Source organism: Fulvivirga sp. AWR4_260 (genome assembly GCF_056158185.1).
Map to the genome: position 1 here is coordinate 251,172 of NZ_JBSWSU010000015.1, position 15,405 is coordinate 266,576.

Sequence of the window (15,405 nt, forward strand, 5' to 3'; positions counted from 1 at the left end):
ATTTTTCTAAAAATTTGAGGGTAAAACTAACGAATAAGTTTTATTTTTTTATAAAACGTGGGCGTTCTACCCAGTAGATCACTGCTATATATGATACTATTATTAATATATGGAGTGGGGTAGCTATCCATAACGAAGAAATGTCCACATTCATAATGAGATAGGTGAGGGCCAAAGTGAAAACAATGTAGATTAAACCTCGGCCAACTTTATAAGGTATAGGGTAATGCTTCTTGCCCAAAAAGTAACTTATTGCGGTCATTATTAAGTATACTAAAAGAGTAACTACAGCACTGCCCTTATAGCCAAAAGTTGGTATGAGTAGGTAGTTTAATAATATAGTGAAAAAGGCACCTATAAAAGTAATGTAGGTTCCATAGTAAGTCTTGTCAGATACCTTGTACCAGACTGATAAGTTATAATAAATGCCCAAAAATAGATTAGCGAGTAATAATATTGGCACTATATCAATGCCGGTTCTGTAGTCCTTATTTCCAAAAATATATTGAAGAACATCAAGGTTGATAGATACACTAAGTAAAACAATACAGCCAAAAATGATGAACCAGTGCATTACATTAGAGAAAAGCTGTGGCGAATTTTTATCTTGAGCTTTGCTAAAAAAGAAAGGCTCAGCAGCGTATCTAAATGCTTGGATTCCCAGCGTCATAAAGATGCTGAGCTTATATGCAGCTCCGAAAATTCCCAGGATAGCCAAATTGTCATAGCCGGGGTACAGGTTTTCTGGTAGCCAGTATTTTAAGGCCCATCGAGATAACATTTCATTGGTAACATAGGCTAAGCCTGTGAAAAGTAACGGATACGCATATTTAAGCATTGGCTTAAGTATGCTCCAGTTAATGTTAAACCGGAGGCGAAATAGTTCTTTAGACAGTATAAATATTAGTGCTGCATTGGCCAGTAAATTAGATAAGAATACATAGCCAACACTAAAGTTGGGGGAGTAAACCATCTCAATTAGAGGTTTAAGTGCAGGTAAAACACTTCCATTGTATATTTTAGGGCATAAGGTGATGAAAAATAAATTCAGACCTATATTTAACATAATGTTGAGCAACTTGGCTATTGCAAAGAGTTTAGCCTTGTTTTCTAGCCTTAGTTTGGCGAAGGGTATTGCCAGTACAGCATCTATTGCAAAAATAGCAGCGAACCAGTAAACAAAATTTTCTTTACCCGGATAGCGCAAATACTCGACAATAGGAGTAGCAAATAAGCTAATTGTCCCCGATAGGATTACGCTAGTAATTAATATGCAGGTGACGGCTGAGTTGTAAATGCCACCTTCATTAGTTTTATCCGCAGAGGCAAATCTAAAGTAGGCAGTTTCGAGCCCGTATACATACAGTACATTAAAAAATGCGGCATATGCATAGAATTCAGTAACTACACCATATTCTTCTGGAAGAAAAACCTCAGTATAGTATGGAACTAGTATATAGTTGAGCATACGCCCAATTATGCTGCTAGCTCCATATATAGCGGTATCTCCAGCTAATTTTTTAAGCTGGCTCATATCATATTAATGTATTATTCGCCTTTAAATTCAGGCTTTCTTTTTTGTATGAAGGCTTGTGTTCCTTCTTGAAAATCTTTTGTTTTCGTACAGTTGGAGAAACTGTTAGCTTCGGTTTGATAACCATTTTCTTCTGCGGTATAAAAAGCATTAACGCAGTTAATAACCATACCTACAGCTAGTGGTGCTTTGGCTGTTATTTTACTCATTATTTTGTTGCTTAGTTCCATTAACTCACCTTGAGTTTCTACCACGTGGTTGACTAAGCCTATGCTTTTAGCTTCGTTGGCTCCTATCATATCTCCAGTAGTCATTAACTCAATAGCTTTTCCTTTGCCTACTAGCTGAGTTAAGCGCTGAGTGCCACCAAAGCCTGGGATTATACCTAAAGTTACTTCTGGTTGGCCAAATTTTGCGTTTTCGCTGGCAATACGAATATGGCATGCCATGGCTAATTCACAGCCCCCGCCTAATGCATAGCCGTTAATAGCCGCAATTATTGGCTTTTCGCATTGTTCTATTAATGAGAAAACCTCTTGTCCGTTTTCAGCATATTTTCTTGCATTGAGCTCATTGAGTTCTGTGAACTCCTTAATATCTGCTCCAGCCACAAATGCCTTCTCTCCTGAGCCAGTAATTATAGCTCCTTTTATATCCTTATTGTCATACACATCTTGTATGGCGGTTCTAAGCTCTTCAACTGTATCTCCGTTTAGGGCATTTAAGCTCTCAGGCCTCGCAATAGTGAGGGTTAAAATGCCATTTTCAATCTTCTCAGTTAGATTTTGATATAAGCTCATAGCAATGTTTAATATTTGGCTCAAATATACGAGAGATTGATCAAACGAAAAATCATTAATAAGCAGACCCATCTTATTTAATAATTAATAAAACTTACATGTAATATCGTCTTTTTTCTGCTCTGTTTAATTTATTTTGATTAATTCTATGGTGAATAATATTTCGTATAAAATCGGTTTATTTAATAATTTGATGGGGTTTTTTCTTTTATTCAGTATAATATTCTTTTTTGTTTAATTATTTTATTTCTTACACATGTTACTTTTGTGGCTAAAAAAGTATAAAAATAAAAAGGAGGAAGAGATTATGGTAAAGGCTTTGTTATTGATTATCGGTTGTTTTTTTTCATTTAATGTTTTTTCTACTACTTATTATACTACCGGTGCTGGAGTATGGGAGTCGAGTGCAATTTGGTCTACAACAACTACTGGTGTTGGGCGTACATGGTCTGCTATACCCATTCAAGCGGGAGATGAGTTTATAATCGATGATAATGTTTCATTAAATTCTGATTTAACTATTAATCAGGATGTTGCGATAGTTGTTGACGCCATTCTTTCAATATCAAAAAAGTTAAGATTAACCGAAGATTCATATATAGAGTTTACGTCTAATGGCAGATTGACAGGTACAGGCCCTGGAAATTCTGAGAAAGTAGCTTTTGGAGGCGATTTTGTGTGGTCTGGTAATGATGGAGATGTTTATGGTCCAGGCTATATGAATAAAGATTACAACGGAACGTTGCCTGTTTCTTTAATGTACTTTTCAGTGGAAAATGTAAATAATCATGTTAATGTGAAATGGGCTACAGCTTCTGAAGAAAATAATGATTATTTCACTGTAGAAAGATCTTCTAATGGAGTTGATTTTGAAGTGATAGAATTAGTAAAAGGTGCAGGGTTTAGCGATGAGGAGTTAGATTATGTTTTTGTAGATAATGCCCCTTTTTATGGAACTTCTTACTACAGGCTAAGTCAAACGGATTTTGATGGGACAACAGAATATTTTGCTGTGGAAAAGGTTGAGGTTACTACCATAAAGGATTTGACAGTGTATCCTAATCCTGCAATGAAAGATGCTCAAGTTAAGTTAATGACAGGTGCAGATGACGAGGAGGAGCTTAAAATATCAGTATTCTCTTATTCAGGAAAAGAAATTTATGCAGCAACACACCATTCTACGTACGGAGCTATAGCGCTTGATGCTAAATTTGATGCTGGATATTATGTGGTGAAAATAGCATCAGGCGCTTACTCTACATCTACTCGTTTAATTGTTGAGTAAAATTTTCAAGCCTTCCAGGATAGTTTTAGTCATAGAACTTAAATCATGTTCTGGATTCCAATTCCACTCCTTGCGGGCTTCTGAGTCATCTATTGAATTTGGCCAGGAGTCCGCAATTTTTTGTCTAAAATCAGGGGTGTAGCTGATTTCAAAATCGGGTAGGTGCTTTTTTATTTCTTCAGCGATTTCGTAAGGCGAGAAGCTCATGGCGGCTAAGTTGTAGCTCGATCTTACTTTGATTTTTTCTGCGGGTGCTTGCATTAAATCGATGGTTGCTTTGATGGCATCATCAATATACATCATAGGTAAATAAGAATCCTCCCTTAAGAAGCTTTCATATTTACCATCTTCTAAAGCTTTATAAAAAATGTCCACGGCATAATCAGTAGTGCCACCGCCAGGTTTGGTTTTATACCCGATAATTCCCGGATATCTTAGACTTCTTACATCTACACCAAATTTTTCATGGTAATATTCGCACCATCTTTCTCCGGCTTGTTTACTAATGCCATATACTGTATTGGGATTCATTACAGTATTCTGTGGGGTGTCATTTTTAGGCGTGTCAGGACCAAAAACAGCAATAGAGCTAGGCCAGTAAATTTTCTTTAGCTGTTTTTCTCTAGCTAATTCTAGCACGTAGAGCAGGCTGTTCATGTTGAGGTCCCAAGCAAATTTCGGGTCACTTTCTCCTTTAGCAGAAAGGATAGCAGCTAAATGATAAATTTCTGTGATTTGATAATCGTCTATTATTTTGGATAAAGCTTCTTTGTCCATTACGTTAAGTATAACGCTAGGACCATCTGCTAAGCTCCCTTCCGGATGCCTTATGTCTGAGGCTATTACATTGTCTACACCATATAAATCCCTTAATGCTAAAGTTAGTTCTGAGCCTAACTGTCCGCATGCGCCAATTACCAGTACCTTGTTCATTTTCAATATGCTATAAAAAAATAATGACGTGCGAAATTACCAATTTATAACTATCTATCCCAAAAGGCGACTAGCTATAAAACAGGTCAGCATAAAGTTTTTATATTTGTCCTATACCTATGGAATTTCAAGAGTATTTACATAAGAAAAAAATTGATTCAGATCGATTTAAAGAGGCTGAGCCTTCTGCATGGGAAGATCTACGTGTGATTTTTGAGCAGATGAGCCCTAATAGTTTTACTTCACAGAAGCTGTATTTAATTAACCCATTGCGTAGGAGGTTTTTATATGTAGAGCTGGAGGAGGAGAGTAAACCGCAGGCGGTTAAGAAAATGGCAAAGCCAGCAGTAGGAGGGGTGAAAAGACCTGCAGTGAAGGTGGCAGCAAAACCTCAGGTTGCTAAGCCTAAGGTGGAGGGTGGTGAAGGTACGGGCGCTGCGCCTAAGCCTAAGATAAAACCAAAAATGGCTAAGCCTAAAATTAATGCTGCTAAACCCGAGGGGGCTTCAAGTGAGGGGGGCACTGGTGCAACGAAAAAAGCAGCAAGGCCTGTAATTAAGGCTAAGCCTGTAATTAAGAAAAAGGATGACTCGAGTGAAGAGGTCAGTAAGCCTAAAATGGCAAAGCCCAAAATACCAGTAAAGCCCGTAGTGAAGCCTAAACCTGCTAAGCCAGTAATAACTAAGAAAGAAGAGGACAGCGCACCAAAAAAGGTGAAGCCGGTAATAAAAAAGGTGAAACCTGTTATTAAAAAGCAGGAAGATAACATCGAAGAAAAGCCGAAACCTAAAATGTTAAAGCCAAAAATAAAACCTAGGAAACCAGATTCCGATTAAGGTTTAATTTGAAATAATATAATAGCTTAAATATAAACAGGATCAATAATTATAAAATATGTACGGTAGTCTAAAAGAGAAATTAGAAAAGGAACTGGAGTCTATCAAAGAGGCTGGTTTGTATAAAAATGAGCGCATAATTACTACACCTCAAGGTGCTGATATAAAAACCACTGAAGGGAATGAGGTAATTAATTTTTGTGCGAATAATTATTTAGGTCTTTCATCGCACCCAAAGACGTTGGCTGCGGCAAAAGCGGCTATTGATTCTCATGGATATGGTATGTCTTCCGTTAGATTTATATGTGGTACGCAAGACATTCATAAAGAATTAGAGCAAAAGATATCAGAGTTTTTAGGTACCGAAGATACAATTTTATATGCTGCTGCATTTGATGCTAATGGAGGTGTTTTTGAACCACTATTAGGACCAGAAGATGCAATCATATCAGATGCATTGAATCATGCTTCTATTATAGATGGAGTGAGATTATGTAAGGCTATGAGGTATAGATACTCTCATAATGATATGGCAGACTTGGAGGCTAAGCTCATTGAGGCTAATGAGGCTGGGGCAAAAGAGAAAATCATTGTTACTGATGGAGTTTTTTCAATGGATGGAACCATAGCCCAGTTGGATAAAATTTGTGATTTGGCGGATAAATATGGCGCTTTGGTAATGATTGACGAGTGTCATTCTACTGGTTTTATGGGAAAAACAGGTAGAGGTGTGCATGAGTATAGAGATGTGATGGGTAGAATAGATATTATCACAGGCACTTTGGGTAAGGCTCTTGGAGGCGCATCTGGTGGTTTTACTTCGGCTCGTAAAGAAATTATAGAGGTACTCAGGCAGAAATCAAGACCATATTTATTTTCAAATACTTTAGCGCCATCAATAACGGGAGCTTCTATTGCCGTTATTGATATGCTTAGTGAAACTACTGAGTTGAGAGATAAGCTGGAGGAAAATACGAAATATTTTAGAGAGAAGATGACTGCCGCTGGCTTTGATATTAAGCCCGGAGAACATCCGATTGTGCCTATAATGTTGTATGATGCTCCTTTAGCTCAAAAATTTGCTGAGCAATTGTTGGAGAAAGGCATTTATGTGATAGGATTCTTTTATCCTGTGGTGCCTAAAGGTCAGGCTAGGATTAGGGTTCAGATCTCAGCTGCACATGATCGAAGCCACTTAGATAAGGCAATCACAGCATTTACGGAAGTAGGTAAAGAATTAGGTGTGTTGAAGTAATGTAACTCACGCAGATATTTATAGAGCTAAGGTCCAGGTAAAATTGGCCTTAGCTTTTTTTATGCTCCTGCGTTAGCTTCGTTTTTTGTGCTAGAAGTGGCTTCCTTTGTTTCTTTGGAAGCCTTTTTGTTGTCTTCCATAGTAAGGTAGTCATTAATATTTTTTCTTAATTCTTGAGGGGATAGGTTGTGAGTAAGTTTGCCGTTTCTTGCTAAAGAAAACTGACCTGTTTCTTCTGATACAATTAAAATTAAGGTATCAGTAACTTCAGACATGCCTAGTGCTGCGCGATGCCTAAGACCAAATTGAGCAGGTAAACTATCACTTTCGGATACAGGGAGCACGCATCGAGCGGCTTTTATTTTTCCTTTGTACACTATTACTGCGCCATCATGCAGAGGACTGTATTTGTTGAAAATTGAAAGTAATAATCTCTTAGATAAAAAGGCGTCTATAATATCGCCAGATTCAGCATAAAACTTTAATTCTGAATCTTTCGAAATTACTATCAAAGCGCCAGTGTTAGACCCTCCCAAGGTTTTTGAGGCTTCTATAATAGGCGTGATATTAAATGTTTCTTTAGGAGTATGCTTTTTCCAAATTAATAAATTATTGAAGAAGTTTCCTTTGTTGAAATCGGTAGTTTTTCCTATCAAGAGCAAAAATTTCCTTATTTCGGGTTGAAATAAGATTATGGCAGCAAGCACTCCAACTCCCATAAACTGGCCTAGTATAAGACCTAGAAGTTCCATTTGGGCAGCCCTTACTATAAGGTAGATGAGGTAAAGAGATAACACGCCCAAGAAAATCTTCACGGCTACGCTACCCCGCATTAATTTATATACTTGATAAAGCAATACACTCACTAACATGATATCGATGATATCAACCCAGCTAATTTCAAGAAATCCTATGCTGAACAAGTATATCAATGTGTTTTAATTATAAGTGAGTTTAAAAAGTTTAACTGCCTCTACTGCTTCTTTAACATCATGGACTCTCAATATCTTAGCTCCGTTCATTAATGCAATGGTATTTAATGCAGTAGTACCATTAAGCGCTAACGATGGATCTATGTTCAATGATTTATAAATCATTGACTTGCGAGATAGCCCTGCTAACAAAGGTAAGCCTAAAGTCATAAAGTAATGCAAATTTTTTAGCAATACATAATTCTGTTCCTGTGATTTTGCAAAGCCAAACCCAGGATCTATAATTATATCTTTAACAGATTTATCGTGTAATTGACTTATTCTTTTTTGAAAAAAATCTAACATTTCTAGAAGTAGGTTGTCGTAGTTGCATTCCTCCTTCATGGTTTGTGGGGTTCCTTTCATATGCATTAGTATATACGGAACATCTAAATCTGCCACAGCATTAAACATGTTATGGTCAAGTGTGCCTCCAGATATATCGTTGATGATATGTGCACCTGCGTTAATGGCCTTTTCGGCTACCTTGCTTCTAAAAGTGTCAACGGATATAAAAACTTCAGGAAATTCCTGTGTGATATTTCGTATTATGGGGGTAATGCGAGACGCTTCCTCGTCTTCAGTAATGTGTGCTGCTCCGGGACGAGATGAATACCCACCAATGTCTATAATGCTTGCACCTTCTTTAATGATTTTTTGAACATGCGCCATTGCGGCTTTTTCTGTGTTGTGCTCACCTCCATCATGAAATGAATCAGGTGTTATGTTAAGTATTCCCATGACCACAGGAGAGGAGAGGTCTAGTATATTTCCCTTGAGGTGGAGGGTGTTTTTACCTGAAAAAACTGTATCTTTCGCCACGCTAAAAATAGGTTCTATAATAAAATAGTTATAAAAATTGATAGATAAAACGGTCAGCGAATATAAGCATGTTATTGAGCAGTGTAAAGAACTTTTCGAAAAGAAAACAAAAGATTATGGCACTGCATGGAGAATTTTAAGGTTGCCTTCCATTACAGACCAAATTTATATTAAAGCACAGAGAATTAGGTCTATTCAAGATAAAGGAGAGCAAAAAGTAGGCGAAGATATAACTTCAGAGTTTGTGGGCATTATCAATTACTGTATTATGGCGGTTATTCAAATTGAATTGACGGATAATGACAGTTTAGAATTGAGTTATGATGAACTAGAGCCTATTTACACGCGTGTAGCCGATGAGACACTTGAATTGTTGAAAAATAAAAATCACGATTACGGTGAGGCATGGCGAGAAATGAGAGTGAGCTCTATTACTGATATCATTCTTATGAAGTTATTGAGAGTAAAACAAATTGAGGATAATCAAGGGCATACATTGGTTTCAGAAGGTGTTAAGGCTAATTACCAAGATATGATCAATTATTCAGTGTTTTCATTAATTAAACTTAATTTTTTGAGCAATGATTAAGAAAGGCATAGATATTTTCTCAAGAGTATTTGTAGGTTCACTTTTTATATTTTCAGGACTTATAAAACTGAATGATCCCATAGGGACTAAAATTAAGCTTGAGGAATATTTCGAGGTTTTTTCTGGTGATTTTGGTTCGTTTTTTGAGCTTTTTATTCCTTTTGCACTATATATTGGTATGGTGCTTATTGTACTAGAAGTGGTGCTTGGTGTAGCTGTTTTGCTCAACTATAAAATGAATCTTACTTCTAAAATATTGTTGGGGTTAATGGTGTTCTTCACCTTTTTAACCTTTTACTCAGCGTATTTTAATAAGGTTACTGACTGTGGATGTTTTGGGGACGCAATTCCTCTGGATCCATGGCAATCTTTTTATAAAGATGTGATTTTGATGGTTTTTGTAATGCATTTGTTTTGGTACAGAAAACAATATGCAGCAGAATTATCAGATAAGGTTACTACTCCTGTAATAGGTTTGGTAACGGTTGTTTGTTTTGCTTTAGGGATTTATGCAGTTGCTCATTTACCATATATAGATTTTAGGCCATATAAAATCGGTAATAATTTGCCCGAGCAAATGATAGCTGAAGAGCCAGCCAAAATTGTGTACTTATTTAAGGATAAGGCAGGAGAAGAAGTGGTTTCTGAGAAATATCTTTTGCCTAAAGACGGTTACGAATATGTTTCTTCTCATGTTGCTAACCCTAAAAAGTCAACACCAAAAATTACAGATTATCAGGTGATGAAGCCTGATGGAGAAGATTATACAGAAGAAACGTTTAAAGGTAATAAGTTATTTCTTGTGTTTTATGATACACAAAATGCGGATAAAGAGCATATGGGAGAGATTAACAATTTGGTTAATGGCTTAGACAGTGGTGTAGAACCAATAGTACTTACTTCTGCCAATGCAGCAGATTTTGAAAAATTACGACATGAGTATCAGTTGGCAGTGCCATATTATCAGATTGATGCTACAGTTTTAAAGGCTATGATTAGGTCTAATCCTGGAGTGTTATTATTAAATAATGGTACAGTATTAGGAAAGTGGCACTACAATGATGTGCCAGAAGCGGAGAAGGTGAATGAACTTATTAAAGGATAAAATTATACTAGTAGGTTTGCCTGGCTCAGGTAAAACTACCTTAGGTACGCAGCTAGCACATAAACTGGGTTTGCATTTTGTGGACTTAGATCATTATGTAGAAAAGCAATCTAGCACTACTATTTCAGCGTTGTTTCAGGAAAAAGGAGAGCGTTTTTTTAGAGAGCTAGAAAGCGAGATGCTAAAGCGAATATTAGATTCATCAGAAAAGATGGTTTTGGCCACAGGTGGAGGTACTCCATGCTTTTTTGATAATATGAGCTATATTAATCAAAAGGGCGTAAGCGTGTTTATTAATGAGTCTGTAGATCAGATATTAAAGAGGATGGATCATGCTGAGACCGGAAAGCGTCCGAAGCTCGCTTCAGCGGATTTAAAGGAAACTCTTCAGCACTTGTTTGATTCGCGTATAAAATATTACGAACAGGCAGATGTTAAGTGGCGAAGTGAAGAAGGATTAGATAGTCTGGTAGATCAATTGAAAAAGTAAAACGTACTAGCGATGAAATAAAAAAGGGATCTTTAAGATCCCTTTTTTATTTTCTTTAAAAGAAGAAGCCAAGTGAGAAAGTGGCCATTGTATTTTTATTTTCTATAAGTGCTACACCTGAGTATGGGTAAGGTTGTGTGCTAGATTCTTTGCCCAAGCTCTGACTAATTCCTAAATCAAAGTAGTAATCTCTGGTTCTATATCCGGCACCCACAGTTATTAAGCTATTGCTTTCGTCAATGCCATCATTCGAATAGGGGTCTTCGTAGTAACTGTACCCACCTCTAATTCTATATTCTCCAAACCTGTATTCTAATCCACCTTTAAAATTAAATACTGATTCAGCATTATTAATCAGGTTATTGTCGGTGTCAAAGTTAGTTGGTCCATCAGAAGAAGGGTTTTTTACGTTGGCCGATGAATAATTTACATATTCGATTTCACCTGTGGCAAAACCATTTTTACCAAGGAAATAAGTGACTCCACCTTTTAAGCGTTCTGGCGTTTTTACACTGTATTTAAATGTGTTGTAGCCATCAGTGGAGGAGCTTGGACTAGATTCGTCAAAGAACTGAGTTTCTAACCTGTAGGTTTGTCTTTGCTCTACTCGGTAATAACTAGGCGTGGTATAAGATACTCCTAAGAGAATAGGTGTAAACGGTCTTACTATTAAACCTAGTGTGGCATTGGTTCCAACCCCTCTTAGTTCAGAATTTTCCGTTAATTCCAAATAATTTAGGTCTGTAGCAGTAGGGAGTTCAGTGTAAACCCTTTCTATGCTTTTTCTTAATGAAAGTACCGATATTGATGCTCCCAAATATATTTTGTCATTAAAGTTTCCTCCGTAAGAAGCGCTTGTTTGGTATATGCCTCCTCTAGTATCAATGGTTTCGCTTTGATGTGTGGGGAAATCGGGTTCTGGGTAAGCTGGAATGTTATAATTGTTGCCTCCATAAATATTTCTATCTACAATATAGCTGCCGTCTTGTAGTTGAAATATGTCAGTAAGATACTGGTTGTAAGCCAAAGAGCTGATTACGCCAGAGGCATTGTAGTCGAAATTGTTCTCAATGTCTAATTGAGAGTTCAATACCGCATATTCAATAATATCCTTAGGATAATCTCTATCCAAAACCACTTGACCTCCATCTAAATCATTGAATGAATTGCCAGAGTAACTTATTTGATTTTGAAAGCTGGCTATTCTATTCATGCTGAAACCGAAAGACCCGCCTCGCCAGGCGCCTTCTACTAAGTCACCTTTAGAATTGTTTATTACTATTCCCAGGTTGGCGAAGTTGAGATTTAATCTGCCATCGCTTTCTTTGTTGTTTAAATAGTTGCTGGAAGTATTAAGTATATTAAAAGAAGGACTAAAAGAAATTTCTGATTTATTAAAGAACCCTAAACCGGCAGGGTTGCCTGATACCGAACTGATATCGCCACCTAACGCTGTTTGTGCCCCTCCTAGGCCTTGAGTACGCGCACTACCCCCAGGGATAGTTTGCGACATATCTAATACTGTACCTGTAAAATTTCCAACATCTTGATATTGAGCCTGCACCGTTAGCGATAGGCAAAGAGGTAGCAGGCTTATTAGTATAAGCTTATTGATAAAATGCATGAGTTTAATACGAATTTAAAAGAATCTCCTTTTAGTGTCTATTAACGGCCACCTCTTCTAGAGCTTCCGGATCTGCTTCCGCTACTAGATCTTGAACTGCTACTGCTAGACCTTGAACTACCTCCTGAATAACTACTTCTGCTGCTAGAAGAGGAACTAGACCTATTATAGCTAGGGGAAGATGACCTGCTTCTGCTTGGAGATGTACTCGATCTGTTGTTGCTAGGTGAAGATGATCTGCTTCTTGAACTGTTGTAGGAAGGAGATGAGCTTCTAGTTCTGCTAGGAGTACTATATGAGCTGTTGCTTCTGCTGCTTCTACTAGGAGTAGAATTGTAAGAACCTCTACTGGAGCTTCTTCTCGTAGGAGCTGTATAGTTAGAGGAAGACCTTGACGTTGATGAGGTGCCTCTATAATTAGAACTACTTCTGCTATTAGATGAATTGTTAGAAGTAGATTCTACAGCTGATCGTGATCTTCTGTAATATCTGCTTTGTGCACTACTATAGTCTCTGCTGCTGGAAGTACGTCCGTTACTTACTGATGAGCTTCGAGATGAAGTAGATTGTGATGATCCTCTTCTGGTAGTATATGCGTCTGTACTTCTTCTGGTATCACCAGAATTTCTATAAGATCTTGTATTTCTCTTTTCGTAGTTGTTTATAACTACAACTCTATTATAAGGGTATCCATAATAATTTCCATATCCATAATAATCATTAAACCCATATCCGTAGTAGGGAGAATAGAATGCAGGGTAATATCCAGAGTAGAATGGATCGCAATATCCATAATAGCTGTTGCCCCAGCCCCAGTTATATCCGATTGAAAATCCTGTGTTCCAACGATTTCCATAATATCCCCAAGAGTTGCCAAAGCCTAAAGATAGTGACCAGCCAGATCTAATTGGGCGATAGAAATTATTATATCCGAATCCTCCGTTGCCATATCCACCATATCCATAATAGTTTCTGAAGGCCACTGGATCATTCCAATAATAGTCGTTAGCATTATTGTAATAAGTAGTGTTGCCGTATCGATCTCTTACTACTACATCAGCATTGTTTTGATAAGAACTTACCGAACTATTGTAGTTCTGATTGTCGGCATATGATTCATCATAGTATTGATTATCATCTTCAATAGAAGTGTTTTCATTGTTGCTAGCATACTGACTATCACTGCTGTAGTCAGTTTTGGTTTTGGCTTGATACCTTGCCAAATATTCAGGGTTAATGTGCTTGCTGCTATAATTTTCATCAGCAGCAGGAGATAGGTCCTGAACTTCGTCAATGTCTTGCACCACCTTATCATCCTCATTTACTTTTTTAATTTTGACCCTATCATTTGAGTTGAAGTACATATCATCGTACTCTTGAGCAAATGCAGAACCTAAGGATAATATGGATATGCTTAATATAGCCGGAAATTTTTTTAAATACGTATTCATGATCTTCCAATTTGGTATATAAACATAATTCATTATACGACAATTCCCAAAAACAGATATATGTAGTGCTAATATTATCTGTATATTTGCCGTTTCTGAAGTTTCAAACTAATCAACATCAAATTTTATACCAATAATTATGGGTAAGGGACTACCAAAAAGAAGTGAGGATTACTCTCAGTGGTACAATGAGTTAGTGAAAAAAGCGGACCTTGCAGAACACTCACCTGTAAGGGGTTGTATGATCATAAAACCATATGGATATAGCATATGGGAGAAGATGCAAGCAGCGCTTGATAAGATGTTTAAAGATACAGGGCATTCTAATGCTTATTTTCCTCTTTTTGTTCCTAAATCATATTTAAGTAAAGAGGCTGATCATGTTGAAGGTTTTGCCAAGGAATGTGCGGTAGTAACCCACTATAGATTGAAAAATGCGGAAGATGGAAGTGGTGTGGTTGTAGATCCTGAAGCTAAGCTTGATGAAGAACTGATTGTTCGTCCTACTTCTGAAACTGTAATATGGAGTACCTATAAAAACTGGATTCAATCTTATAGAGACCTGCCAATTTTGGTTAACCAATGGGCCAATGTGGTAAGGTGGGAGATGAGAACGAGGTTGTTTTTAAGAACAGCAGAGTTCTTGTGGCAAGAAGGTCATACGGCTCACTCTACTAAGAATGAGGCTGTGGCAGAAACAAAACAAATGTTGGATGTTTACGCCACTTTTGCTGAAGATTTTATGGCTATGCCTGTTCATAAAGGAGTTAAGTCTGAAAGTGAGCGTTTCCCAGGGGCTTTAGATACTTTTTGTATTGAAGCGCTAATGCAAGATGGAAAAGCTTTACAAGCAGGAACATCGCATTTCTTAGGTCAAAATTTTGCTAAAGCTTTTGATGTGAAATTTGCTGATAAAGAAGGAAAGCTTGAGCACGTTTGGGGTACTTCTTGGGGAGTGAGCACTCGATTAATGGGGGCGTTAATTATGGCGCATTCTGATGATGAAGGTTTAGTGTTACCTCCTAAATTGGCTCCTATACAAGTGGTAATAGTGCCGATTTTTAAAACTCAAGAGCAACTTGAGAAAATTGGTGAATTGGCTAATGAACTGAAGTCTGCTTTCTTGAAATTAGGTATTTCTGTTAAATTTGATGATAGAGATACTAACTCACCGGGGTGGAAATTTGCTGAGTATGAGATGAAAGGTGTACCTGTGAGGATGGCTATTGGACCTAGAGATTTGGAAAATGGTACTATAGAAATAGCAAGAAGAGATACTAAAGAGAAACAGGTAGTATCAAAAGATGATGTGGTAACTTATGTAGAGAATTTATTGAATGAGATTCAGGAAAATATCTACAAAAAGGCACTAGATTATAGAGCTGGAATGACTACCAAAGTGGATAGCTACGAAGAGTTTAAGCAGGTGTTGGAGGAAAAAGGTGGTTTTATTGAAGCTCACTGGGACGGCACTGTTGAAACTGAAGAAAAAATAAAAGAAGAGACGAAAGCTACAATACGTTGTATTCCTTTGGATGCGGCTGAGGAGGAAGGAAAATGTATTTATACAGGTAAGCCTTCTGCTAGAAGAGTATTGTTTGCGAAAGCTTATTGATAATATTTTAAAAATCTTTTGAAAAAATGCTGCTTGAAAGAGTGGCATTTTTTATTTGTGGCTAAGATGTCTGGTGTAAGACTTTAGAGTTGGCA

14 protein-coding genes are annotated in these 15,405 nt (G+C 37.2%); 7 read left to right on the forward strand and 7 right to left on the reverse strand.

All coding sequences use genetic code 11. The features are described from left to right. Positions 1–40: 40 nt before the first annotated feature. Both ACXACQ_RS07540 and ACXACQ_RS07545 read right to left on the reverse strand, forming a co-directional pair. Complete coding sequence (locus ACXACQ_RS07540; protein WP_474975320.1) at positions 41–1,534, reverse strand: lipopolysaccharide biosynthesis protein; 1,494 nt, start codon at positions 1,532–1,534, stop codon at positions 41–43. 14 nt (positions 1,535–1,548) lie between these two features. Continuing rightward, positions 1,549–2,334: an enoyl-CoA hydratase/isomerase family protein gene (locus ACXACQ_RS07545; protein ID WP_474975321.1), complete on the reverse strand. Its 786-nt coding sequence runs from the start codon at positions 2,332–2,334 to the stop codon at positions 1,549–1,551. A 256-nt stretch (positions 2,335–2,590) separates the two neighbouring features. Here ACXACQ_RS07545 and ACXACQ_RS07550 point away from each other — a divergent pair, with 256 nt between their 5' ends. After that, a complete protein-coding gene (locus ACXACQ_RS07550) occupies positions 2,591–3,619 on the forward strand; it encodes a T9SS type A sorting domain-containing protein (protein ID WP_474975322.1) in 1,029 nt (342 codons plus the stop codon). On the opposite strand, the gene ACXACQ_RS07555 is transcribed toward ACXACQ_RS07550, so the two are convergent. After that, positions 3,605–4,552: an NAD-dependent epimerase/dehydratase family protein gene (locus ACXACQ_RS07555; protein WP_474975323.1), complete on the reverse strand. Its 948-nt coding sequence runs from the start codon at positions 4,550–4,552 to the stop codon at positions 3,605–3,607. The genes ACXACQ_RS07550 and ACXACQ_RS07555 overlap by 15 nt on opposite strands. A gap of 119 nt (positions 4,553–4,671) precedes the next feature. Here ACXACQ_RS07555 and ACXACQ_RS07560 point away from each other — a divergent pair, with 119 nt between their 5' ends. Both ACXACQ_RS07560 and kbl read left to right on the forward strand, forming a co-directional pair. After that, a complete protein-coding gene (locus ACXACQ_RS07560) occupies positions 4,672–5,388 on the forward strand; it encodes a hypothetical protein (RefSeq protein WP_474975324.1) in 717 nt (238 codons plus the stop codon). A gap of 58 nt (positions 5,389–5,446) precedes the next feature. Then, the gene (kbl, locus tag ACXACQ_RS07565; protein WP_474975325.1) at positions 5,447–6,643 is read left to right on the forward strand and encodes a glycine C-acetyltransferase; all 1,197 of its coding nucleotides are present in this window, start codon (positions 5,447–5,449) and stop codon (positions 6,641–6,643) included. Positions 6,644–6,702: 59 nt separating this feature from the next. On the opposite strand, the gene cdaA is transcribed toward kbl, so the two are convergent. Both cdaA and folP read right to left on the reverse strand, forming a co-directional pair. Then, positions 6,703–7,575, reverse strand: a complete 873-nt coding sequence (cdaA, locus tag ACXACQ_RS07570) for a diadenylate cyclase CdaA (RefSeq protein ID WP_474975326.1) — start codon at positions 7,573–7,575, stop codon at positions 6,703–6,705. Between the two features lie 6 nt (positions 7,576–7,581). Beyond that, on the reverse strand, positions 7,582–8,436 hold the full coding sequence (gene folP / locus ACXACQ_RS07575; RefSeq protein WP_474975327.1) for a dihydropteroate synthase: 855 nt from the start codon (positions 8,434–8,436) through the stop codon (positions 7,582–7,584). Positions 8,437–8,473: 37 nt separating this feature from the next. Here folP and ACXACQ_RS07580 point away from each other — a divergent pair, with 37 nt between their 5' ends. The 3 genes from ACXACQ_RS07580 to ACXACQ_RS07590 are packed head-to-tail and all read left to right on the forward strand — an operon-like array spanning position 8,474 to position 10,620. Beyond that, positions 8,474–9,025, forward strand: coding sequence for a DUF1599 domain-containing protein (locus ACXACQ_RS07580; protein ID WP_474975328.1), 552 nt, complete (start codon positions 8,474–8,476; stop codon positions 9,023–9,025). Then, positions 9,018–10,130: a BT_3928 family protein gene (locus ACXACQ_RS07585; protein WP_474975329.1), complete on the forward strand. Its 1,113-nt coding sequence runs from the start codon at positions 9,018–9,020 to the stop codon at positions 10,128–10,130. Before ACXACQ_RS07580 ends, ACXACQ_RS07585 begins: the two co-directional genes overlap by 8 nt. Next, entirely contained in the window at positions 10,111–10,620 is a 510-nt protein-coding gene (locus ACXACQ_RS07590; protein WP_474975330.1) for a shikimate kinase, read from the forward strand. Before ACXACQ_RS07585 ends, ACXACQ_RS07590 begins: the two co-directional genes overlap by 20 nt. A gap of 55 nt (positions 10,621–10,675) precedes the next feature. On the opposite strand, the gene ACXACQ_RS07595 is transcribed toward ACXACQ_RS07590, so the two are convergent. Together ACXACQ_RS07595 and ACXACQ_RS07600 are read right to left on the reverse strand one after the other, a co-directional pair. Then, positions 10,676–12,244, reverse strand: a complete 1,569-nt coding sequence (locus tag ACXACQ_RS07595) for an OmpP1/FadL family transporter (RefSeq protein WP_474975331.1) — start codon at positions 12,242–12,244, stop codon at positions 10,676–10,678. 41 nt (positions 12,245–12,285) lie between these two features. Then, positions 12,286–13,695, reverse strand: coding sequence for a hypothetical protein (locus ACXACQ_RS07600; RefSeq protein ID WP_474975332.1), 1,410 nt, complete (start codon positions 13,693–13,695; stop codon positions 12,286–12,288). A 139-nt stretch (positions 13,696–13,834) separates the two neighbouring features. On the opposite strand from ACXACQ_RS07600, the gene proS reads away from it, so the two are divergent. Further along, positions 13,835–15,310, forward strand: a complete 1,476-nt coding sequence (gene proS, locus ACXACQ_RS07605; protein ID WP_474975333.1) for a proline--tRNA ligase — start codon at positions 13,835–13,837, stop codon at positions 15,308–15,310. The last annotated feature ends 95 nt before the right edge of the window (positions 15,311–15,405 follow it).

What these genes read in the sequence shown, in the direction of transcription:
- proS (WP_474975333.1), top strand. Translation starts at nt 13,835, where the DNA reads ATGGGTAAGGGACTACCAAAAAGAAGTGAGGATTACTCTCAGTGGTAC.
- ACXACQ_RS07560 (WP_474975324.1), top strand. Translation starts at nt 4,672, where the DNA reads ATGGAATTTCAAGAGTATTTACATAAGAAAAAAATTGATTCAGATCGA.
- ACXACQ_RS07545 (WP_474975321.1), bottom strand. Translation starts at nt 2,334, where the DNA reads ATGAGCTTATATCAAAATCTAACTGAGAAGATTGAAAATGGCATTTTA.
- kbl (WP_474975325.1), top strand. Translation starts at nt 5,447, where the DNA reads ATGTACGGTAGTCTAAAAGAGAAATTAGAAAAGGAACTGGAGTCTATC.
- ACXACQ_RS07595 (WP_474975331.1), bottom strand. Translation starts at nt 12,244, where the DNA reads ATGCATTTTATCAATAAGCTTATACTAATAAGCCTGCTACCTCTTTGC.
- ACXACQ_RS07550 (WP_474975322.1), top strand. Translation starts at nt 2,591, where the DNA reads ATGTTACTTTTGTGGCTAAAAAAGTATAAAAATAAAAAGGAGGAAGAG.
- ACXACQ_RS07540 (WP_474975320.1), bottom strand. Translation starts at nt 1,534, where the DNA reads ATGAGCCAGCTTAAAAAATTAGCTGGAGATACCGCTATATATGGAGCT.
- ACXACQ_RS07585 (WP_474975329.1), top strand. Translation starts at nt 9,018, where the DNA reads ATGATTAAGAAAGGCATAGATATTTTCTCAAGAGTATTTGTAGGTTCA.
- ACXACQ_RS07590 (WP_474975330.1), top strand. Translation starts at nt 10,111, where the DNA reads ATGAACTTATTAAAGGATAAAATTATACTAGTAGGTTTGCCTGGCTCA.
- ACXACQ_RS07600 (WP_474975332.1), bottom strand. Translation starts at nt 13,695, where the DNA reads ATGAATACGTATTTAAAAAAATTTCCGGCTATATTAAGCATATCCATA.
- ACXACQ_RS07555 (WP_474975323.1), bottom strand. Translation starts at nt 4,552, where the DNA reads ATGAACAAGGTACTGGTAATTGGCGCATGCGGACAGTTAGGCTCAGAA.